The organism is Pseudomonas sp. NyZ201, from assembly GCF_049860765.1.
Classification (GTDB): domain Bacteria; phylum Pseudomonadota; class Gammaproteobacteria; order Pseudomonadales; family Pseudomonadaceae; genus Aquipseudomonas; species Aquipseudomonas bharatica.
Genome location: NZ_CP187557.1, coordinates 153,021 through 174,620, shown reverse-complemented (window position 1 = coordinate 174,620; position 21,600 = coordinate 153,021). Strand labels below are relative to the sequence as shown.

At 64.5% G+C, this 21,600-nt stretch carries 14 protein-coding genes and 1 pseudogene; 6 read left to right on the top strand and 9 right to left on the bottom strand.

What is annotated here, in order from left to right:
* Positions 1-98 precede the first annotated feature (98 nt).
* On the top strand, positions 99-1,517 hold the full coding sequence (locus ACPFMA_RS00705; protein ID WP_009395821.1) for a mechanosensitive ion channel family protein: 1,419 nt from the start codon (positions 99-101) through the stop codon (positions 1,515-1,517).
* Between the two features lie 39 nt (positions 1,518-1,556).
* Here ACPFMA_RS00705 and ACPFMA_RS00700 read toward each other — a convergent pair whose 3' ends face one another.
* Complete coding sequence (locus ACPFMA_RS00700; protein WP_425929510.1) at positions 1,557-2,846, bottom strand: NAD(P)/FAD-dependent oxidoreductase; 1,290 nt, start codon at positions 2,844-2,846, stop codon at positions 1,557-1,559.
* A gap of 118 nt (positions 2,847-2,964) precedes the next feature.
* Complete coding sequence (locus tag ACPFMA_RS00695; RefSeq protein WP_009395826.1) at positions 2,965-4,455, bottom strand: L-piperidine-6-carboxylate dehydrogenase; 1,491 nt, start codon at positions 4,453-4,455, stop codon at positions 2,965-2,967.
* A 131-nt stretch (positions 4,456-4,586) separates the two neighbouring features.
* On the opposite strand from ACPFMA_RS00695, the gene ACPFMA_RS00690 reads away from it, so the two are divergent.
* Together ACPFMA_RS00690 and hglS are read left to right on the top strand one after the other, a co-directional pair.
* Entirely contained in the window at positions 4,587-5,498 is a 912-nt protein-coding gene (locus ACPFMA_RS00690; protein WP_009395827.1) for a LysR family transcriptional regulator, read from the top strand.
* Positions 5,499-5,582: 84 nt separating this feature from the next.
* Complete coding sequence (hglS, locus tag ACPFMA_RS00685; RefSeq protein ID WP_420057719.1) at positions 5,583-6,959, top strand: 2-oxoadipate dioxygenase/decarboxylase HglS; 1,377 nt, start codon at positions 5,583-5,585, stop codon at positions 6,957-6,959.
* Between the two features lie 111 nt (positions 6,960-7,070).
* On the opposite strand, the gene ACPFMA_RS00680 is transcribed toward hglS, so the two are convergent.
* The 3 genes and pseudogenes from ACPFMA_RS00680 to ACPFMA_RS00670 all read right to left on the bottom strand — a co-directional run bounded on the left by ACPFMA_RS00680 (position 7,071) and on the right by ACPFMA_RS00670 (position 10,152).
* Positions 7,071-7,802, bottom strand: coding sequence for a methyl-accepting chemotaxis protein (locus ACPFMA_RS00680; RefSeq protein WP_425930557.1), 732 nt, complete (start codon positions 7,800-7,802; stop codon positions 7,071-7,073).
* A gap of 135 nt (positions 7,803-7,937) precedes the next feature.
* A pseudogene (locus ACPFMA_RS00675) lies at positions 7,938-9,053 on the bottom strand (Cache 3/Cache 2 fusion domain-containing protein); the annotation flags it as partial.
* Positions 9,054-9,207: 154 nt separating this feature from the next.
* Complete coding sequence (locus ACPFMA_RS00670) at positions 9,208-10,152, bottom strand: LysR substrate-binding domain-containing protein (protein ID WP_420057717.1); 945 nt, start codon at positions 10,150-10,152, stop codon at positions 9,208-9,210.
* 132 nt (positions 10,153-10,284) lie between these two features.
* Between ACPFMA_RS00670 and ACPFMA_RS00665 the strand changes: the two genes are divergently transcribed.
* Positions 10,285-11,673: a NorM family multidrug efflux MATE transporter gene (locus ACPFMA_RS00665; RefSeq protein WP_425929509.1), complete on the top strand. Its 1,389-nt coding sequence runs from the start codon at positions 10,285-10,287 to the stop codon at positions 11,671-11,673.
* 119 nt (positions 11,674-11,792) lie between these two features.
* On the opposite strand, the gene ACPFMA_RS00660 is transcribed toward ACPFMA_RS00665, so the two are convergent.
* Complete coding sequence (locus ACPFMA_RS00660; RefSeq protein ID WP_009395834.1) at positions 11,793-13,457, bottom strand: putative bifunctional diguanylate cyclase/phosphodiesterase; 1,665 nt, start codon at positions 13,455-13,457, stop codon at positions 11,793-11,795.
* 262 nt (positions 13,458-13,719) lie between these two features.
* Between ACPFMA_RS00660 and rep the strand changes: the two genes are divergently transcribed.
* Both rep and ACPFMA_RS00650 read left to right on the top strand, forming a co-directional pair.
* Positions 13,720-15,729, top strand: coding sequence for a DNA helicase Rep (gene rep / locus ACPFMA_RS00655; RefSeq protein ID WP_425929508.1), 2,010 nt, complete (start codon positions 13,720-13,722; stop codon positions 15,727-15,729).
* A gap of 66 nt (positions 15,730-15,795) precedes the next feature.
* Positions 15,796-16,365 carry a xanthine phosphoribosyltransferase gene (locus ACPFMA_RS00650; RefSeq protein ID WP_009395836.1) on the top strand — a complete coding sequence of 190 codons (570 nt, stop codon included), beginning with the start codon at positions 15,796-15,798 and terminating at the stop codon, positions 16,363-16,365.
* 125 nt (positions 16,366-16,490) lie between these two features.
* On the opposite strand, the gene ACPFMA_RS00645 is transcribed toward ACPFMA_RS00650, so the two are convergent.
* The 3 genes from ACPFMA_RS00645 to ACPFMA_RS00635 are packed head-to-tail and all read right to left on the bottom strand — an operon-like array spanning position 16,491 to position 21,392.
* Positions 16,491-17,864: an HlyD family type I secretion periplasmic adaptor subunit gene (locus ACPFMA_RS00645; RefSeq protein ID WP_064304358.1), complete on the bottom strand. Its 1,374-nt coding sequence runs from the start codon at positions 17,862-17,864 to the stop codon at positions 16,491-16,493.
* The gene (locus ACPFMA_RS00640; RefSeq protein ID WP_009405336.1) at positions 17,854-20,007 is read right to left on the bottom strand and encodes a type I secretion system permease/ATPase; all 2,154 of its coding nucleotides are present in this window, start codon (positions 20,005-20,007) and stop codon (positions 17,854-17,856) included. The genes ACPFMA_RS00645 and ACPFMA_RS00640 overlap by 11 nt, the downstream gene beginning before the upstream one ends.
* Before the next feature lie 38 nt (positions 20,008-20,045).
* On the bottom strand, positions 20,046-21,392 hold the full coding sequence (locus ACPFMA_RS00635; protein ID WP_425929507.1) for a TolC family outer membrane protein: 1,347 nt from the start codon (positions 21,390-21,392) through the stop codon (positions 20,046-20,048).
* Positions 21,393-21,600: the final 208 nt, after the last annotated feature.

Below are 21,600 nucleotides of genomic sequence, written 5' to 3'. Positions count from 1 at the left end.
CAGGTACGGTGCACGCAAGTCCCTGTGGGAGCTGGCTTGCCAGCGATGAGGCCACCAGCCACACCACACCCACCCAAGGCCCAACTCCCGAGACTCCCATGCCCTACCCTCTCCTGCTCGGCGCCTTCCTCCTGCTTCTCGACCTGCTGCTCTGGCGCGCCATCCCCGTGGAGCGGCGCAACTGGCGCACCGCCGCGCGGGTCGTGGCCTTCCTGCTGTTCACCGGGGTATTGCTGAGCGCCGGCATCAGCCCGCTGCAACCGCCGCCCTGGCCCGAAGACCTGGCCCGCAACCTGCTCGCCACCGTCCTCGAGATCACCTGGTGGCTGTTCGCCGCGCGCACGCTGACCGTGGTGATCGGCCTGATGCTGATCGCCCGCAGCGGCCATACCGGCCGCCTGCTGCAGGACGTCCTTGGCGCGGTGATCTTCCTGGTTGCCATCGTCGCCGCAGCCGCCTACGTGATGCAGCTACCGGTCAAAGGCCTGCTGGCAACCTCGGGCGTGATGGCCATCGTCATCGGCCTGGCCTTGCAGAGCACCCTGAGCGACGTGTTTTCCGGCATCGTCCTGAACACCACCCGCCCTTACCAGATCGATGACTGGATCAGCATCGACGGCACCGAGGGCAAGGTGATCGATATCGACTGGCGCGCCACCCGCCTGCTCACCGGCAACGGCAGCATGGCGGTGATTCCCAATTCGGTGGCGGCCAAGGCCAAGCTGCTCAACTTCAGCCGGCCCAACGATGTGCATGGGGTGTCCATCAGCGTGGTCGTTCCCGCCAGCGTGCGCCCGCGCAAGGTGCTCGATGCCCTGGAGAAGACCCTGCAAGGCAGCAGCGCCCTGCTGGCAGTGCCCAAGCCCAAGGCGACGATCAAGGCGTCGACCCTGGAGTCGGTGGAATACGAGGCCAGCGGCTTCGTCGCGGCGATGGACCAAAAGACCACCGTGCGCAACCAGATGTTCGACCTGGCCCACCGGCACCTGGTGGCTGCCGGGGTGATCTGGAACCCGGAAAACGACACCCGCCCCTGGAGCCGGCAACGCAGCCTGCTGGAAGACGTGCGCATCTTCCGCGCCCTGAGCAGCGAGGAAAAGGACAGCCTGAGCCAGCGCATGATCGCCGTCGAATACCCGGCGGACCAGGTGATCCTCGGCGTCGACGAGGCCTCCGACCATGTATTGGTGATCGGCACCGGCGTGGTGTCGGCGGCGGTCCATGATGGCGAAAAACTGCTGGAAGCCGGTCGCATGGGCCCGGGCGAAGTACTCGGCGTCGAAGGCTTGCTGGACGAAGCCACCTCGGCGGCGGAGTTCCGCACCTTGACCAGTTGCCTGCTCTACCGCATCGACAAGGCCGAGGTGAAGCAATGCCTGGAACAGCGCCATGAAGTGAAGGACGCCCTGGGCAAGCTGCAGAGCGTCCGCGAGCAGAACAGCCAATCACTGTTGCTGCAGAAGCCCGCCGCGATCAAGAAAGGCGGCTTCCTCAACTGGCTGCAGCGCAAGCCTTGAACCTCGGTATCGACGCTCCTACCTGGACCGCGCAAGCCTTCAGAGCACCACCCGCAGGCACTGCCCGGCGTGATACAGCGAGAACCCGGTTTCATAGAAGCCGGTGCGCAGCGCCGGTACCGCCACCGGCTTCATCGGCGAGAATGGGATCGGCAGCGCGGCGGGATCATCCTGCATCAGGAAACGGGCAAACGCCTTGCCGATCACCGTACCGGTGGTGTTGCCGCGGCCGTTGTAGCCGGTGACGGCAACGATGCCCGGTGCCGGTTCGAACAGGCGCATCAGGTGGTCCGGGGTGAAGTCGATGCAGCCGGTCCAGTGCATTTCCCATTCGACCTTGCCCAGTTCCGGGAAGTAATGGCCCTGGATCCTGTCGGCCCAGCGGCGGATGAACCATGACGGCTTGTTGTCCACCCGGCCGAGGCTGCCCAGCAGCAACCGGCCCTGATCGTCGCGACGGATACTGCTGAGCACGGTGCGGGTGTCCCAGGAGCCCTGGCCATGCTTGAGCACGTTGTCGGCGGCGGCGCCGTGCAGCGGTACCGAGGCGACCTGGTAGTAATAGCCGCGGAAAAAATGCTTTTGCAGATCGGTCCAGTCGCCTTCGGTATAGGCGCCGGTGGAGATGACCACTTTCTCGGCTTCCACCACGGCTTTCGCCGTCTTCACCTGCCAGCCGCGGCTGCCGTTGCGTTGCAGGCCTTGCACCGGGGAGCGTGTGTGGATGCGCCCGCCCAGGCGCTCCACCGCTTCGGCCAGGCCGCGGGTGTAGGCCATTGGATTGATGGTGCCGGCACGGCGGTCCAGCAGCGCGGCGGAGATCTGCCGGGTGCCGCAGTAATCCTCGCAGCGGGCTCCGGTGAGCAGTTCCACGTCGGCACCGCGACGGGTCCATTGCGCGTGGCGGGCCTGCAGGTCGGCGACACCGGTAGCGTTGTGCGCCATGTGCAGGGTGCCGTCGTTATGCGCCTGGCAATCGATGCCGAGGCGCTGGATCAGAGCGAAGACTTCCGCAGGGGCCTCGCCCAGCACCTTGTTCAAGCGACTGCCCTGCTGCAGGCCGAGGGTGGCTTCGACATCGTCGGGACGGATCCAGGTGCCGGCGTTGACCAGGCCGACGTTGCGGCCGGAGCCGCCGTGTCCGATGTCACGGGCCTCCAGCACCACCACCGACTTGCCCTGCTCCAGCAAGTGCAGGGCGGCGCAAAGGCCGGTGATGCCGCCGCCGATGATGCAAACGTCCGCGACCGCATCGGTGCTGAGAACCGAAGCGGGGGCCGCCGGCGGGGTGATGTGTTCCCACAAGCATTGTTGACGCAGGTCGGGCATGGGTGGGGTCCCCGGAGCAGGTATTGATCTTGTTATGTCTGAACCTGAAAAAGCATCGCTGGCAAGCCAGCTCCCACAGGGACCGTGGCGGTCCCGCAGGAGTGTGCTTGCTTGCGAATCAGTCGAACACGATGCCCTGGGCCAGCGGCAACTCCCGGGAGTAGTTCACGGTGTTGGTCTGACGGCGCATATAGGCCTTCCAGCTGTCCGATCCGGATTCACGGCCACCGCCGGTTTCCTTCTCGCCACCAAAGGCTCCGCCGATCTCCGCGCCACTGGTGCCGATATTGACGTTGGCGATCCCGCAGTCACTGCCCGCCGCACTCTGGAAACGCTCGGCCTCGCGCAGGTCGGTGGTGAAGATGCACGAGGACAGGCCTTGCGGAACTTCGTTGTTCAGGCGCAGGGCCTCGTCGAAGTCGTCGTAGGCCATTACATAGAGAATCGGCGCGAAGGTCTCGTGGCGCACCACCTCGGTCTGGCCCGGCATTTCCACGATGGCCGGCGCAACGTAGTAGGCATTCGGATACTGGTCGGCCAACTGACGCTCACCACCAAAGACCTGGCCGCCTTCATCACGGGCACGGGCCAGCGCGTCCTGCATGGACAGGAACGAAGCCTTGTCGATCAGCGGACCGACCAGGTTGCCCTCGCGCGGGTCACCGATGCGGACCTTGGCGTATGCGGACTTGACCCGCGCCACCACTTCGTCCTTCACCGAACGATGCACGATCACCCGACGCAGGGTGGTGCAACGCTGCCCGGCCGTACCGACGGCACTGAACAACACGGCACGCACGGCGAGATCGAGGTCGGCGCTGGGGGCGAGGATCATGGCGTTGTTGCCGCCCAGCTCAAGAATGCTGCGACCGAAGCGTGCCGCGACCCGAGGACCGACCTCGCGGCCCATGCGGGTGCTGCCGGTGGCACTCACCAGCGGCACACGCGGATCGTCCACCAGCGCCTGGCCAGCATCACGATCCCCGATGATCACCTGGCTCAAGCCCGCAGGCGCATCGCCAAACCTGCCCAGCGCTTTCTCGAACAGCGCCTGGCAGGCCAGGGCCGTCAACGGCGTCTTCTCGGACGGCTTCCACACCACGGCATTGCCGCAAACCAACGCCAGCGTGGTGTTCCACGCCCACACCGCCACCGGGAAGTTGAAGGCGCTGATGACACCGACCACGCCCAGCGGGTGCCAGCTTTCGCGCATATGGTGGCCAGGGCGCTCGGAGGCGATGGTGAGGCCGTAGAGCTGGCGCGACAGGCCGACGGCGAAGTCGCAGATGTCGATCATTTCCTGCACTTCGCCCAGGCCTTCCTGGGTGATCTTGCCGGCCTCCACCGACACCAGCTCGCCCAGTTCCGCCTTGTGTTCACGCAGCACTTCGCCGAACAGCCGGACCAGCTCGCCACGGCGTGGCGCCGGGACATTGCGCCAGGCTTCGAAGGCCTGCTGTGCCTGGGCGATCTTCGCGCCCACGGACGCCGCCGGCTCCAGGTGCACCGACGCGATCAGGCTACCGTCGATCGGGGTATGAACGGGATGGTTGCCCTTGGTGTAGGCACTGGCCGGGACACCCAGGCGGTCAAGCAGTCCATCAACCATTTTGTTCTCCTGCAAGGCGGTGAAAGGTTGTAATCGTGGTTGAGGGTCAGTATTAATCCGATCACTCTAGCGCCACAAACGACCTTTATTCCGCACATCATTCCGTCAGGTAATGACCTGGAGCTACCGTAATGTCCAAGCGCCTGGTGCCGTCGATGGCCGCCCTGCAATGCTTCGAAGCCGCCGCCCGGCATTTGAGCTTCACCCGCGCAGCCGAGGAGCTGCACCTCACCCAGAGCGCAGTGAGCAAGCAGGTGGCGCAACTGGAGGACATGCTGCGCCATCACCTGTTCCTGCGCATTCGCCGCCGCCTGCAACTGACGCCGGCCGGCGCGCTTTATCTGGCCGAGGTGAACAAGATCCTCACCCAGGTGGATATGTCCAGCCGCTACATCATGTCCTACGGCGAGCAGACCGAAGTGCTCAAGGTCGCCACCCAGCCCAGCTTCGGCGTGCGCTGGCTGATTCCGCACCTGAAGGGCTTCGGCAAGCGCTATCCGAATATCCATTTGGATATCCGCAACGAGATGGAGCCGTTTTCCCTGCTCCAGGCCAAGGCCGACGTGGTGTTCTTCTACGGCCAGGGTACCTGGCCGGGGGCGACCTGCATCGAGCTGTTCGGCGAGGAGGTGCTGCCGGTGTGCGCGCCGGACCTGTTGCAGGGGCGCAGCCTGGAGGACGCCAGCGAGCTGTCCGGTTTCGTCCTGCTGCAAAGCACCACCCGCCCGGAAGCCTGGCACGAATGGTTCCTCGAACAGGGCCTGCATTCGCCGAACAGCTATCACGGACCGCGCTTCGACACCTTTCATATGTGCCTGAGCGCAGCCCAGGCCGGCTGCGGCGTGGCGCTGGTTCCGGGTTACCTGGCCGAGGCCGATATCGCCGAGGGCAAGCTGGTGGTGCCCTGGGCGCATCGCATGCGCAGCAACGGCGCGCATTTCCTCGCCTTTTCCGAACACGCCGCCGAGGTACCCAAGGTGCGCTGCCTGGTGGACTGGATCAGCGGACAGGTGGCCGCCGAAAATCAAGAATCCAAGGAATGACTGCTCGACTTTTTTTCGCTTGAAGTCGATCAGCATTCCTCGCTTTCATGTACAGGCCTCGATCCACTCATCAGGAAGCCCGCGATGCCCGCAGAAGATTTCGTCAGCCCGGACCATATCCGTGCGCGGTTCTCCGCCGCCATGTCGTCAATGTACAAGGAGGAGGTTCCGCTCTACGGCACGCTGTTGAAGCTGGTGAGCGAGGTCAATCGGCAGGTGCTGGAGATGCGGCCGGAAGTTGCCGAAGCGTTGCGCTGGACCGGCGAGATCGAGCGTCTCGACCAGGAACGCCACGGCGCCATCCGCGTCGGCACGGCAGCGGAGCTGGCGACCATCGGCCGCCTGTTCGCGGTGATGGGCATGCATCCGGTGGGTTACTACGACCTCAGCAGTGCCGGGGTGCCGGTGCACTCCACCGCGTTTCGTCCGGTGCACGAGCAGTCGTTGCATACCAGTCCGTTCCGGGTCTTCACGTCACTGCTGCGCCTGGAGCTGATCGAGGATCCGGCCCTGCGGGAACTGGCCGGGTCTATCCTGGAAAAGCGCGAGATCTTCACCCCGCGCGTCGTGCAACTGATCGAACGAAGCGAGCGCGAGGGCGGCCTGAACGAAGCCGATGCCCAGGCGTTCGTCGAAGAAGCCCTGCATACCTTCCGCTGGCATCACGAAGCCACGGTCACGGCGCAACAATACCGGCAATTGCATGACCAGCACCGTCTGATCGCCGACGTGGTGGCCTTCAAGGGGCCGCACATCAATCACCTGACCCCGCGCACCCTGGATATCGACGCGATCCAGCTGGGCATGCCGGCCCACGGCATCCCGCCCAAGGCGGTGATCGAAGGGCCGCCGCGCCGCCGGCATCCGATCCTGTTGCGCCAGACCAGCTTCAAGGCCTTGCAGGAGGCCATTGCTTTCCGCGATGCCGAAGGCAGCCATACCGCGCGCTTTGGCGAGATCGAACAGCGCGGCGCGGCGCTGACGCCCAAGGGGCGGCAACTCTATGACCAGTTGCTGGACGCCACCCGCGAGGCCCTGGGCGGAGCGCCGGCAGAGAGCAATGCCGATCGCTACATGAGCCTGCTGGCCGAGACGTTCCAGGCATTTCCGGATGATCTGCGGCAGATGCGCGAGCAGGGGCTGGCGTATTTCCGCTACTTCCCGACCGAGAAAGGGCTGGCGTCGAAGGAGCGCCCGGGCACGCTGGAGGAGCTGATCGAGGCGGGGCATGTCCACTTCGAAGCGTTGGTCTACGAGGACTTCCTGCCGGTCAGTGCGGCGGGGATCTTCCAGTCCAACCTGGGCGATGACGGGCAGGCGGACTATGGCAGCAATGCCAACCGGGAGGCGTTCGAGCAGGCGCTGGGCATGGCGGTGCAGGATGAACTGGCGTTGTATGCCGAGAGCGAAAAGCGCTCTATCGAGGCCTGCCTCAAAGCCCTGACCCTTCCAACCCTCTGAAACACGACGCGGACACCTGTGGGAGCGGGTTCACCCGCGATTACGTCGGTGAATTCATTGCCGTAATCGCGGGTGAACCCGCTCCCACAGGGTTTTGCGGTGTTCGATGGGTCAGTGGCGGACGCGGAAGCGGTCCACCTCCTGGCGCAACTGTCCCGCCAGCCCTTCCAGTTGGCGTGCCGTGGTGGCGAGATCGTTCGCCACTTCTCGCTGGTCATGGTTGGTCGAGGCAATGCTTTGCAGATTGCTGCTCAGCACCGTCGCAGTAGCGCTCTGCTCCTGGGTCGCGGTGGTGATCACGGCAAACTGTTCCCCGGCACTGCGGCTCTGCTCATCGATCCTTGCCAGCGCTTCCGCGACCCGGGCATTGCGCTCCAGCCCTTCGCGCATCAGGCGGTTGCCCTGTTCCATGGTGCTGATGGCGTGCCCGGTCTGCTGCTGCACGCTGTCGATCATCGAGGAAATTTCATCCGTGGCCTGGCGCGTCCGTGCGGCCAGGTGCCGGACCTCATCGGCAACCACCGCAAAGCCGCGCCCTTGCTCTCCGGCCCGAGCCGCTTCGATGGCAGCATTGAGCGCGAGCAGGTTGGTCTGCTCGGCAATCGAAGTGATGGTGCCGACGATGCCGCCGATGTCCTGGGAACGGGCACCGAGGATATCGATGACCCTGGCGGTATCGCCCAGGGATTCGGCGATCTGCTGCAACGAGGTCGAAGCCTCGTCCATCGAGGCACGGCCGATCCGCGTCTGCTGGGCGTTGTCCCGGGCCATGCGCTCGGTATTGCCCATGCTGTCGGCGATATTCGCTGACGTTGCGCTGAACTCCTCCACCGCACCGGCCATGCTGGTGATCTCGCCGGACTGCCGGTCCATGCCATCGCAGGCACCTGCCGAGAGATCGGCCAGGGCATGGGCGCGCTGCCCTACCTGCTGCGACGCCTCACGGATGCGCAAGACCATGTTCGCCAGTGCCTCGCCCATATGGTTGAAGCTGGCGGCGAGCTGGCCGATTTCGTCCTGGCTGGTGACCTGCAGGCGCACGTCCAGGTCACCCGCGCCCAGCGCCTCGGCCTGGTGCACCAGGTCGCTCAGCGGCCGCAGCTTGCGCCGCAACAGCCACAGCGTGGCGCCCACGGCCAGCAGCATCGCCAGCAGGCTGCCGATGGCCAGGCGGGTGCCGACACTCCAGGTTACCGCGCGGATTTCCGCTTCCGGCATGCTCGCCAGCACGGTCCAGGGGCCGCCGGCGAAGGGCATGGCGACGCTGTAGAGGTCTTCCACGCCATCGTTCCAGAAGCGCCCCTCGCCAGGTTTTCCGACAAAACCGGCAGCCTCCGCAGCAGCCTGTTGCAGGTCGGTCACACCCGCCGGCGGCACCAGCCAGCGGCCTTGCTCGTCGAGCAGGGCAAGGGAGCCGGTCTGGCCGATGCGGAAGCGCTTGAGGTTGTCGAACTGGTTTTTCTGCGCGTCGGTGTAGTCGAAGCCGACGAACAGGATGGCGATGACCTGGCCGCCAGCGTCACGCACCGGGGTGTATTGGGTCATGTAGAAGCGGTCGAACAGCAGGGCGCGCCCGACATAGGACTGGCCGGCCATGATCCGCGCGTAGGCCGGGCTCTGGCGGTCCAGCAGGGTGCCGATGGCGCGGCTGCCGTCCTGCTTGGTCAGCGAGGTGCTGATGCGTACGAAATCATCGCCGTTGCGCACGAAGATCGTGGCGACACCCGCTGTCATCTGGCGGAATTCATCCACCTCGCTGAAATCGTTGTTCAACGCCTGGCCGTCGAGGTACAGGCCCGGGGTGGCGACACCGGCGACCGGAATGGACGTCCCTGGCTGCACCGCGAGACGGTTGAAACGCTTTTCGAACAGCCCGGCCAGGCGCTGCGTGCTTTCCCGCAGCGAGTCATGGAAGGTGCCGAGCTGGTCGGCCAGCAACCGGGCCTCGCTGGTGAGGTGTTCCTGGCGGGTGACCAGGTTGGCGTGGTCGAGGGAGCGCAGGGCGAACAGGGTGCTGCCGCTGATCACAATGGCGAGCACGACGGCGAGCGCAAGGCCGAGCTGCGAAGCAATCCGGGCACGAGGTCGAGACATGAAAACTCCTGGCTGAGCGAGGCCGGGACCATCCAGATCACCGGGGGGGCACGAAGGGGCAGGGAAACATGGGCCTCATGGCGGGCCCTTGAGTGCATCATCGGCGGCGCCGGTCGATACTTGAGTGCTGAACACGGTTATTTTGCGCAAACGGTCATTCGCCGCTGTTAGCCGCATTTATCCGCAGCATTTCCACATCTGGCAACCGCATCGCCCGCGCTTCGCCCTGCAGGAAGTCGCTGAGCCGGCGCAAACGCTCGCCGCCCGGACGGGTGCGCGGCCAGACCAGGTAGTAGTCCAGCCCGCTGGCCACCGCCGCCGGCCAGGGCAGGCTGAGCCGCCCTTGCGCCACGTCCTCGGCGACCATCAGCAGATCGCCCATGGACACCCCGTAGCCCCGGGCTGCGGCGATCATGCCCAGTTCCAGTGTGTCGAACACCTGCCCGCCCTTGAGCGAAACCTCGTCGGTCAGGCCCATGCGTGCCAGCCAGGTGCGCCAGTCGCGCTTGTCCGGGGTCGGATGCAGCAGTTCGCAGGCGGCGAGCTTTTCCACGTCCCAAGGGCCGTCCTTGAGCAGCTCCGGTGCGCCTACCGGCACCAGCCATTCGGAAAACAGGCAGCTCACCTCCCAGTCCGGCGGAAAGTGCCCGTCGCCCAGCAACACGGCGCAGTCGAAGGGCTCCTGGTTGAAATCGACGTGATCCACATCCATCCAGGCGCTGGTCAGTTGCACCTCGTTGCCCGGCTGCAGATGACGGAAGCGGCTGAGCCGCGCCAGCAGCCAGCGCATGGTCAGGGTCGAAGGTGCTTTCATGCGCAGCACACCTTCCTCGCTGCGCAGTGTGCTGCAGGCCCGCTCCAGGGCGCCGAAGCCTTCGCGCACGCCGGGCAGCAGCAAACGCGCCGCCTCGCTCAGTTGCAGGCTGCGGCCATTGCGAATGAACAGGCGGCAGGCGAAATGCTCTTCCAGAGTGCGGATATGCCGGCTGACCGCGCTCTGGGTGATGTTCAACTCATCGGCGGCGCGGGTGAAGGAACTGTGCCGCGCGGCAGCCTCGAAAGCGCGCAAGGCATAGAGCGGCGGTAGGCGACTGGACATGAAGAACCTCCTCGGGCACGCATCTTCGCATGAGTTTTACTCATGCCAATGATCGTTTTTATCCTTTTGTGCACAATCGCGCAAACACCGAGAATCAGCGGCTTGTCACTTCATCATTCAAGGAATCCGACCATGCAGGCGGCGCCAACCCATGAACTCAAGGCACTGCTGCGGCTGGCGGGGCCGCTGATTGCCTCGCAGTTGGCGCATATGCTGATGCTGCTCACCGACACCCTGATGATGGCCAGGATCAGCCCCGAGGCCCTGGCCGGCGGCGGGCTGGGCGCGGCCAGCTATTCGTTCGTGTCGATCTTCTGCCTGGGCGTGATCGCGGCAGTGGGCACCCTGGTCGCGATCCGCCATGGCGCCGGCGACACCGAGGGCGCCACCCGCCTGACCCAGGCCGGGTTGTGGCTGGGCTGGATCATGGCGGTGGTCGCGGCGCTGGTGCTGTGGAACCTCGAGCCGGTCCTGCTGCTGCTCGGGCAGACGCCCGGCAACGTCGAGAACGCCGGTCATTTCCTGCTGTTGCTGCCCTTCGCCCTGCCCGGCTACCTGACATTCATGGCCCTGCGCGGCTTTACCAGCGCGCTGGGACGGTCATCGCCGGTGATGGTGATCAGCCTGGTCGGGACGGTGGTCAACTTCCTGCTCAACTACGCGCTGATCGAAGGGATGTTCGGGCTGCCGAAGCTGGGGCTGGTAGGCATCGGCCTGGTCACGGCGGTCGTCGCGAACTGCATGGCGGTGGCGCTGGCCTTGTATATCCGCCGGCATCCGGCCTATGCGCCCTACCCGATCCGCAGGCAGCTGGCGCGGCCTTCCATGCCCGCCCTGCGTGAACTGTGGCGGCTGGGGCTGCCGATTGGCGGGACCTATACCGTGGAAGTCGGCCTGTTCGCCTTTGCCGCGCTGTGCATGGGCACCATGGGCAGTACCGAACTGGGGGCGCACCAGATCGCGCTGCAGATCGTGTCCACGGCGTTCATGATTCCGGCGGGGTTGTCCTATGCGGTGACCATGCGCGTCGGCCTGCACTATGGCGCCGACCGGCTGCTGGCCGCACGGCACGCCGGGCGGGTCGGGATCGGCTTTGGCGCGGCGGTGATGCTTGGGTTCTCGGTGCTGTTCTGGCTGCAACCCGAGGCGCTGGTCGGGTTGTTCCTCGACCTGGAGGATCCGGCGTTTGCCGGGGTGGTGCAGCTGGCGGTGAGCCTGTTGATGGTGGCGGCGTGGTTCGAGCTGTTCGACGGGATCCAGACGGTAGCCATGGGCTCGATCCGTGGATTGAAGGATGCCAAGACCACCTTCCTGGTGGGCCTGTGCTGCTACTGGCTGATCGGCGCGCCGGCGGCCTGGGTGATGGCGTTTCCGTTGCAGATGGGCGCGGTCGGGGTATGGTGGGGGCTGGCCCTGGGGTTGGCGTTTGCGGCGGTGAGCCTGACGCTGGCGTTCGAGTGGCGGATGAAGCGGATGATGGGTGGAAACATGACGGCCCCCGTCGTGACACGGCCTCTGTAGGAGCGTGGCTCGCCCGCGAAGGACCGCGCAGCGGTCCCAAAATAGTGTGGCAATGAGATTTGGGACCGCTGCGCGGCCCTTCGCGGGCAAGCCACGCTCCTACGGGATGGAGGCGCCTGTTAGAGGGCAACCGGCCTTTGAGCGGCATTCAGCAGCAGGAACTCCACCAGCGGCTCGATCGCCAGCGGCTTGCTGATCAGGTAGCCCTGCACCTGGTCACAGCCGAAGCTGCGCAGCAGGTCCAGTTGCTCCTCGGTCTCGACACCCTCGGCAACCACCTCCAGATGAAGGTTGTGCGCCAGGTTGATCATGGCGTGTACCAGCTTGCGGTTTTCTTCCCGGCCTTCCATGCCGCCGACGAAGCTGCGATCCACCTTGAGCAAGGCGATCGGCAGGCTGTTGAGGTGAACGAAGGACGAGAAGCCCGTACCGAAGTCATCCAGCGAGAAGCGCACGCCCAGCCGTCCCAGCGCGTCCATGGTCTGCTTGACCAGGTCATTGCGGCGCATTACCGCCGTTTCGGTCAGTTCGAATTCCAGCCAGCGCGCATCGACACCATGCTGGACGATCAGGCGGCTCAAGGTTGCCAGCAACTGGCTGTCCTGGAACTGGCGGAACGACAGGTTCACTGCCATGTGCAGCGGCGTCAGCCCACGCTCGCGGAGAATCTGCATATCGCGCAGGGCCCGGGAAATAACCCAGTAACCCAGCGGCACGATAAGCCCGCTCTGCTCGGCCAGCGGCACGAATTCGCTGGGCGGCAACAGCCCGCGTTCGGCATGGCGCCAGCGCACCAGGGCTTCGAGCCCGACGATACGGCCTTCTTCCAGGTCCAGGCGTGGCTGGTAGTGCAGCTCCAGTTCGTCACGGCGCAGGGCACGGCGCAGCTCGCCTTCGAGATCAGCAAGGCTGCGGGCATTGCGGTTAATCCGCTCGTCGAAGATGTGGTAGGTGCAACCATGCACGCCCTTGGCCTGCTGCATGGCGATATGCGCATGCCACATCAGCGGGTCGGCACCGGCCTGGGCACGGGCATGGGCCACGCCGAGGCTGCAACCGATCAACAGGCTCTCGCCGTCGATCCAGTAAGGCTCGGCCAGCGCCTCGACGATCCGCTCGGCCACGCGCTCGGCGCGCTGCGGTTCACGACGGGTATCGATCAGCAGGGCGAACTCGTCGCTGCCCAGGCGCGCCACACGGTCGCCGGCTTCCAGCTGGCTCTTGAGCCGGCCGACCACCTGCAGGATCAGGCGATCGCCGCCCTGGTGCCCGAGGGCATCGTTGGCATGGCGGAAGTTGTCGAGATCAAGGTGGCCCAGGGCGACGCCACGCCCTTCGTTCTCGGCCAGGCGCGCGGTCAGCAGGGTCTGGAAACCCTGGCGGTTGGCGATGCCGGTCAGCGGGTCTTCCTCGGCCAGGCGCTGCAAGGTGGCTTCCAGCACGCCCCGCTCGCGGACATGGCGCAGGCAGCGGCGCAGGGTGTCGCTGCCCAGTTGGCCGCGAACCAGCCAGTCGCTGACGCCCGGCGGAGCCTTGGCCGGTTCCAGGTCCAGCAGCAATACCATCGGCAGATCACAACGCCCGGGCGCGGGCTGGCGGCCCGGCGTGGTCAGAACCACTGCGTTGCGGTCGCGGGCGAACAGGCTGTCCACCGACTCCCAGCTCGGCGCCGTCAGCAATACCGCAGTGCCCGCCAGCGGCGACAAAGCCTCGCCGAGGGCAGCAGCCCACTCGGGCTCTTCGGCCAGCAGCAGCAAACGCAACGGTTCGGCAGGCGTAGACAAGCTCTCTCCTTAGTTGGCAGTACGCGAACGCAGTCGGGTAACGGGCGGATCATTGGCGAGCGCTGCTTGAATGTAAATGATTTTCAATCAGCAGTCCGCACTACCCCGGTAAATCCATCCATTCGGGGGTGCATCCTGATGGAAAGTAGCAGAGCCGGCAAATTTAGATATTGTGCTGCGTCACACTGTCAGACGGTCGCGCCATCACGGCGAAGCCCTGTTAAACTGCGCGGCTATTTTTCAGCCACCCCCGGTTTTCGTCATGTCCCGACTCAATCCCCGGCAGCAAGAAGCCGTGAACTATGTCGGCGGCCCGCTCCTGGTACTCGCCGGCGCAGGCTCCGGCAAGACCAGCGTGATCACCCGCAAGATCGCCCACCTGATCCAGAACTGCGGGATCCGCGCCCAGTACATCGTGGCCATGACCTTCACCAACAAGGCCGCGCGGGAAATGAAGGAGCGGGTCGGCACCCTGCTGCGCAAGGGCGAGGGCCGCGGCCTGACGGTATCCACCTTCCACAACCTCGGTCTCAACATCATCCGCAAGGAACACGTGCGCCTGGGCTACAAGCCCGGTTTCTCGATCTTCGACGAAACCGACGTGAAGGCGCTGATGACCGACATCATGCAGAAGGAGTACTCCGGGGACGACGGCGTCGACGAGATCAAGAACATGATCGGCGCCTGGAAGAACGACCTGATCCTGCCCCCCGAGGCCCTGGAAAAGGCGCGCAACCCCAAGGAACAGACCGCCGCCATCGTCTATGCCCATTACCAGCGCACGCTCAAGGCGTTCAACGCGGTGGACTTCGATGACCTGATCCTGCTGCCGGTGAAACTGTTCGAGGAACACCAGGACATCCTGGAAAAGTGGCAGAACCGCGTGCGCTACCTGCTGGTGGACGAATACCAGGACACCAACGCCAGCCAGTACCTGCTGGTGAAGATGCTGATCGGCACGCGCAACCAGTTCACCGTGGTCGGCGACGACGACCAGTCGATCTACGCCTGGCGCGGCGCGCGCCCGGAAAACCTGATGCTGCTGAAAGAGGACTACCCGTCGCTGAAGGTGGTCATGCTGGAGCAGAACTATCGCTCCACCAGCCGCATCCTGCGCTGCGCCAACGTCCTGATCTCGAACAACCCGCACGCCTTCGAGAAGCAACTGTGGAGCGAGATGGGGCATGGCGACGAGATCCGCGTGATCCGCTGCAAGAACGAGGAGGCCGAGGCCGAGCGCGTGGCCATGGAGATCCTCAGCCTGCACCTGCGCACCGACCGGCCCTATAGCGATTTCGCCATCCTTTACCGCGGCAACTACCAGGCCAAGCTGATCGAGCTGAAACTGCAGCACCACCAGGTGCCGTATCGCCTGTCAGGCGGCAACAGCTTCTTCGGCCGCCAGGAAGTGAAGGACCTGATGGCCTACTTCCGCCTGCTGGTAAACCCGGACGACGACAACGCCTACCTGCGGGTCATCAATGTACCGCGCCGGGAAATCGGCTCGACCACCCTGGAAAAGCTCGGCAACTATGCCACCGAGCGCAAGATCTCGATGTACGCCGCCAGCGAGGAACTGGGCCTGCGCGAGCATCTCGACGCCCGCTTCACCGACCGCCTGCATCGCTTCAAGACCTGGATGGACAAGGTGCGCGAGCAGGTGGCCCTGGAAGATCCGATCGCCGCGCTGCGCAGCATGGTGATAGACATCGACTACGAAAACTGGATTCGCAGCAACAGTTCCAGCGACAAGGCCGCGGACTTCCGCATGGGCAACGTCTGGTTCCTGATCGACGCGCTGAAAAGCACGCTGGAGAAGGACGAGGACGGCGACATGACCATCGAGGACGCCATCGGCAAGCTGGTGCTGCGCGACATGCTGGAGCGCCAGCAGGAAGAGGAAGAAGGCGCCGAGGGCGTGCAGATGATGACCCTGCATGCCTCCAAGGGCCTGGAGTTCCCCTACGTGTTCATCATGGGCATGGAGGAAGAAATCCTTCCGCACCGCTCCAGCATCGAGGCCGACACCATCGAGGAAGAGCGCCGCCTGGCGTACGTCGGCATTACCCGGGCCCGCCAGACCCTGGCCTTCACCTTCGCTGCCAAGCGCAAGCAGTATGGTGAAATCATCGATTGTTCGCCGAGCCGCTTCCTGGATGAGCTGCCGCCGGATGACCTGGCCTGGGAAGGCCTGGACGACGCACCGGTCGAGGTCAAGGCGGCACGGGGCAATACGGCACTTGCCGATATCCGCGCCATGCTCAAACGGTAGATAATCAACCCCTTCAATCGCCCTGGCCCATGCCGGGGCCTTTTGCTTACATCCGAGGAAACCCCAGTGGAAGCACTGCACCAGAAGATTCGCGAAGAAGGCATCGTGCTTTCCGATCAGGTCCTGAAAGTCGATGCATTTCTCAACCATCAGATCGATCCAGCGCTGATGGCACTGATCGGCGACGAATTCGCCCGCCTGTTCGCCGATTCCGGCGTGACCAAGATCGTCACCATCGAAGCCTCGGGCATTGCCCCGGCGGTGATGACCGGCCTGAAGCTGGGCGTTCCGGTGATCTTCGCACGCAAGCACCAGTCCCTGACCCTGACGGAAAACCTGCTGACCGCGTCGGTGTACTCCTTCACCAAGCAGACCGAGAACACCGTGGCCATCTCCCCGCGCCACCTGAACAGCAGCGACCGCGTGCTGGTGATCGACGACTTCCTGGCCAACGGCAAGGCGTCCCAGGCGCTGATCTCGATCATCAAGCAGGCCGGTGCCACCGTTGCCGGCCTGGGCATCGTCATCGAGAAGTCGTTCCAGGGCGGCCGTGCCGAACTGGACAGCCAGGGCTACCGCGTCGAATCGCTGGCCCGGGTCAAATCGCTGGAAGGTGGCCAGGTCACCTTCCTCTGACCGAAGATTTTTACATCCGGGAGCTTTGTGGTGCCTGTTAGGGCCCTATCGCTGGCAAGCCAGCTCCCACAGGTCCAGCGGTGCACCCGGTCCCTGTGGGAGCTGGCTTGCCAGCGATGAGGCCCTCAGCGTTCGCGCAAGGCCTCGGCCCGGGCGCGGATGATGGGTTTGAGCAGGTAGCTCAGCACGCTCTTCTTGCCAGTGATGATATCCACCGACGCCACCATCCCCGGGATGATCAGCAGCGGCTTTTCGTCCGTGCCCAGATGGCTGCGGTCGGTGCGCAACTTGATCAGGTAGAAGGTGTTGCCCTCTTCATCGGTGATGGTGTCCGCACCGATCTGCTCCAGTTTGGCCTTGAGCCCGCCGTAGATGGTGAAGTCATAGGCGGTGAACTTGACCATGGCCTCCTGCCCCGGGTGCAGGAAGGCAATGTCCTGCGGGCGGATCCGCGCTTCGACCAGCAGGGTGTCGTCCAGCGGGACGATCTCCACCAGGTCGCTGCCGGGCTGGATCACGCCACCAATGGTGTTGACCAGCACCTGCTTGACGATCCCGCGCACCGGCGAGGTGACCAGGGTGCGGCTGACCCGGTCTTCAAGGGCCTTGCCGGTGGCTTCGGTCTTGTTCAGGTCGGTGCGGGCTTCGTTGAGCTGGGTCAGCGCGTCGCTACGGAATTTGCCGCGGGTTTCGTCGATCTTGCGCTCGACCTCCTTGACCGCCGATTCGGCGCGCGGAATCGCCAGGGTGGTGGCGTCGAGCTGCCCGCGGTTTTCCACTTCGGCACGCTTGAGGCGCAGCACCTCCACCGGTGACACCGCCCCCTGCGCGACCAGCGGCTCGGACATGCCGATTTCCTGGCGCAGCAGGTTCAAGCTGTTGCGGTACTGGGCCTGCTTGGAGGAAAACTCGCGCAGCTCCTGCTGGCGCTGCACCAACTGCTCCTGGAGCCCGCCGATTTCGTCCTGCAATTGCTGGCGACGGCTCTGGTACAGCGATTCTTCGTTGGCCGCCTGGCTCGGTGCGGCCTTGCGCAGCTCGGCATCGATGTTCAGCGGCCGGTCCTCGACCTCGGCACTCAGGCGCTCGACCCGCAAGGCCAGGCCCACCCGGTCGGCCTCGGTCTCGCCGACGTTGGAAACGAAGCGGGTCGCGTCCAGGCGCAGCAGCGGCGCCCCGGCTTCGACCACCTCGCCTTCGCGAGCAAAGATCTCGGAGACGATACCGCCCTCCAGGTTCTGGATCTTCTGCAGCTTGGACGACGGAATCGCCTTGCCGTCGCCGCGGGTGACTTCGTCGAGCACTGCGAAGTTGGCCCACAGCACCAGGAACAGGAAGAAGCAGATGATGCCCCAGATGGTCAGCCGCACGATGCGCGGGGCGTCTTCCACCAGCGCCTTGTTGACCTCTGGCAGCGGCTCGCCGCCAAAGGATTGCGAGCCTTTGAAGTAGCCGCGCAGGGTGTCCTTGAAACGTCCCGCTCCAGACTTAAGCAACACTGATCTGCCCCTTCTTCAGCGCATCCATGACGGCCGCCTTCGGACCATCGGCAACGATCTGGCCGCGGTCGATGACGATCAGGCGGTCGACCAGCGACAGCAACGAGGCACGGTGGGTCACCAGTACCACGGTCTTGTTCTCGATTACCGCCTGCAAGCGCTGCTTGAGGCGCTCTTCACCGGTGTTGTCCATGGCCGCGGTGGGCTCATCGAGCAGCAGGATCTGCGGGTTGAGCAACAGCGCACGAGCCAGGGCCACGTTCTGCCGCTGGCCGCCGGAGAGGTTCTGGCCGCGTTCGCCGACCTGAAGCTCGTAGCCTTGCGGATGCAGGCGGGCGAATTCGTGGACGCCGGCCAGTTCGGCGGCCTGCAGGACCATCTCGTCCTCGACGTAGCGGGCACCGCTGACAAGGTTGTCGCGCAGGGTGCCGGCGAGCAGCTGGATGTCCTGGGGCACGTAGCCGAGGTTATGGCGCAGTTCGCTGACGTCGATCTGGCGAATGTCCACGCCATCGACCAGCAACGAGCCGGCATCGGCTTCGTACAGGCCGACCACCAGCTTGGCCAGCGAGCTCTTGCCCGAGCCGCTGCGGCCGATGATGCCGACCTTCTCGCCCGGGCGGATCGCCAGGTTGATGTTCTTCAGCGCGGCGTTCTGCTGGTTCGGATAGGTGAAGTCGACACCGCGGAACTCCAGGGCGCCCTGGATGACCTGGCGGCTCAACGGGCGCTCTTCGAAATTGCGCTCCTGGGGCAGCTCCATCATCTGGTCGGTCGAGACCATGGTCACCTTGGCCTGCTGGTAGCGGGTCAGCAGACCGGCCAACTGGCCCAAAGGCGCCAGGGCACGGCCGCTGAGCATGTAGCAGGCGATCAGGCCGCCCATGCTGAGGTTGCCGGCCATGATCTGGTAGACACCGAAGCAGATCAGGGTAACGCCGGCCATCTGCTGGATCAGCAGGGTGATGTTCATCGCCAAGCCGGAAAGCACCTTCACCCGCAATTCCAGACGGCTGAGGGTGCCGATGGTCTGCTCCCACATGTATTGGCGTTCGCTTTCGGCGTTGTTGACCTTCACCGCGTCGAGCCCGGCCAGGGTCTCGATCAGGCTCGACTGGCGCTCCGAACCGAGGGCCATGGTGCGTTCCAGGGTGGCGGTCAGGGGCTTTTGCAAGGCGTAGCCGATACCCAGCGCCAGCGGGAAGGCCACTACCGGGATCCATACCAGATGCCCGCCGATGATGCCGATCACCATCAGGATCAACAGGGTGAACGGCAGGTCGATCAGGCTGGCCAGGGTCAGCGAGGCGAGGAAGTCACGCAGGCCTTGGAACTCGTGGATGTTCTGCGCAAAGCTGCCGACCCGCGCCGGGCGATACTTCATCGACATGCCGACAATGCGCTCGAACAGCGTGGCGGAGATGATCAGGTCGGTCTTTTTCCCCGCAAGGTCAAGACACAGGCTGCGCAAGCCCTTGAGGATCAGGTCGAAGATGTACGCCCCGGTGATGCCGATGGCCAGCACCCAAAGGGTCGAGGTGGCCTGGTTCGGCACCACGCGGTCGTAGACGTTCATCACGAACAGCGGCGCGGCCATGGCGATGATGTTGATGATCAGGCTGGCGGCGATGGCATCGGCGTAGAGCCAGCGCGAGCGCTTGAGGGTGTCGCGGAACCAGGAGCGGGCGCGGGGAATCAGGTTGCCGTGGTTGACGTCGAACTTGTGCTGCGGCTGGGCGAAGAACACCCGGCCGGTGTAGTCGGCTTCCAGCGCTTCGCGACTGACGTGCACCTCGCCGCCGTCGCTTTCGCTGAGCAGCAAGCGCGCGGTGTTTTCATTTTCCCACCCCAGCAGCACCGTACTGCGCCCGCCCTTGAGCAGGAGCATGGTGGGCATGGCGATGGACGGAATGTGCTCCAGCTTGCGCTGCAACAGGCGCCCCTGCAGCCCCGCCCGGGCAGCGGCCCGTGCAAGCAGCTCGGGGCTCAGGCGCTGGGCCGGCAGCGGCAGGCCGGTGGTGAGCATGGCCCGGCTGGCCGGCTTCTGGTGCAACACGCAAAGCGACAGCAGGCTGTCCAGCAACGGATCGTCGTGCAGGCTTCGCGGATCATGGGTGAGGTTTCTGCTGACAAATGAATCCACGCGGACTTCCTTGCTGGCTGGTAAGGACTACTGGCTAATCAGTTCAGCCCGGGCAGGTTGACCCTCGGCTTCAGATCGTTGTGTACGACCGTCGCCATCGGCGCGACGACACCCTGGCTCCTGAGCAACTGACCAATGGTCGCCTTGATCCGATACTGAGTAAACAACTGCACGCTCTTCACTTCGGCCAGTCGACGCTGTGCGGTGAACAGTTCGTTCTCGCTGTCGAGCAGGTCGAGCAACGAGCGCTCGCCCAGGCTGAACTGACTCTGGTAGGCGGAGCGTACCTTGCTGCTGTGATCGACATATTGCTGGGCGATCGGCACCTGCGCTTCGGCGTTGTGCATAGCATTCCATGCCAAGCCTAACTCCTCGTTGAGCTGGCGCAAGGCGTTGTTGCGAATATCCAGCGCCTGGCTGGCCTGGTAGGCCTTGGATTCCAGGTCGGCCTTGTCGCTGCCGCCGTCGTACAGGTTGAAGCTCATGCGCAACATGGCTTGCCACTCATTGTTATGCCCGCTCACACCATCGACGTCGTTGTTCGCACTGCGTTCCAGCTCGGCGTCGAAGCGCGGGTAGAACCTGGATTTCGCCGTGTCGTACTGCTTGTCCGCCGCAGCGATATCCGCTTCCGCCGAGCGCAGGGCCGGGTTGCTTTCGACCATTTGCTGGCGGGCCTCATCCAGGGTCGCGGGCAGCAGGTCGATGAAAGGCTCGGGAGGGCTCAATTCATCGGGCAGTTGGCCAACGACACTCAGGTAATTGGTTTGTGCATCGGCGAGGTTGGTTTGTTCCGTCAGCAGGTTGTTCCTTGCCGACGCCAGGCGGGCTTCGGCCTGGTCCATATCGGCCATGCGCCCGATGCCACGGGCGGTACGCAACTGGATCTGGTCGAAGATACGCTCGTGGCTGCGCAGGTTGTCCTCGGCCAGACGCACCATCTGCCGGCGGGTCAGCACTTCGATATACACCTTGGCGGTTTCCAGGGCGGTGCGCTCGGAGGTGTTGAGCAAGGCATACGCCCGGGCATTGGCGGTGGCTTGTTGACGCCCCACTTCGTTTGACGTCGCAAAACCGTCGAACACCATCTGCCGCAAGCGCAGGCTGGACTCGCCGCGGTTCAGGGTTTCCGAGCTGCCAGCGGCGGCGCGGGTGCTCGGGCTGTCGGTGTTTTCCCGGCCGTAGCCGGCCAGCACATCGACCTTGGGCATGTAGCCACCTTGGGCAATGCGCACCTGTTGATCGGCGGCCAGGCGACCGTTGATTCCCGCCTGTACCTCCGGGTGGGCTTCAAGGGCTTGTTGCATGGCCTGCGGCAAGGTTTGTGCAGTAGTGAAAGAGGCAAAGAAAGCGAGGGGCAAGGCGCTGAGCAAGGGGCGACGCATGTGGTTTTTCTTCCCTAGGGACGGCAGGTCCCACAACAGAGCGAAACGTGGCAAATCGGCGAAAAATGGCTATACAGGAAGCCGCGTGTCGGAAATTTCCGAGTGAGAACCCTGTCACAGATCATGGGGGCTTCACCTAGTGAAATATCAATGTGACATTAAGGAAACGATTGTTTAGGATGGCGACACTCGGGTCAATACTTTGACG

Excerpts from the sequence above, each read along its gene's own strand:
- ACPFMA_RS00705 (WP_009395821.1), top strand. The coding sequence starts at position 99 with ATGCCCTACCCTCTCCTGCTCGGCGCCTTCCTCCTGCTTCTCGACCTG.
- ACPFMA_RS00700 (WP_425929510.1), bottom strand. The coding sequence starts at position 2,846 with ATGCCCGACCTGCGTCAACAATGCTTGTGGGAACACATCACCCCGCCG.
- ACPFMA_RS00695 (WP_009395826.1), bottom strand. The coding sequence starts at position 4,455 with ATGGTTGATGGACTGCTTGACCGCCTGGGTGTCCCGGCCAGTGCCTAC.
- ACPFMA_RS00690 (WP_009395827.1), top strand. The coding sequence starts at position 4,587 with ATGTCCAAGCGCCTGGTGCCGTCGATGGCCGCCCTGCAATGCTTCGAA.
- hglS (WP_420057719.1), top strand. The coding sequence starts at position 5,583 with ATGCCCGCAGAAGATTTCGTCAGCCCGGACCATATCCGTGCGCGGTTC.
- ACPFMA_RS00680 (WP_425930557.1), bottom strand. The coding sequence starts at position 7,802 with ATGGCCGGTGCGGTGGAGGAGTTCAGCGCAACGTCAGCGAATATCGCC.
- ACPFMA_RS00670 (WP_420057717.1), bottom strand. The coding sequence starts at position 10,152 with ATGTCCAGTCGCCTACCGCCGCTCTATGCCTTGCGCGCTTTCGAGGCT.
- ACPFMA_RS00665 (WP_425929509.1), top strand. The coding sequence starts at position 10,285 with ATGCAGGCGGCGCCAACCCATGAACTCAAGGCACTGCTGCGGCTGGCG.
- rep (WP_425929508.1), top strand. The coding sequence starts at position 13,720 with ATGTCCCGACTCAATCCCCGGCAGCAAGAAGCCGTGAACTATGTCGGC.
- ACPFMA_RS00635 (WP_425929507.1), bottom strand. The coding sequence starts at position 21,392 with ATGCGTCGCCCCTTGCTCAGCGCCTTGCCCCTCGCTTTCTTTGCCTCT.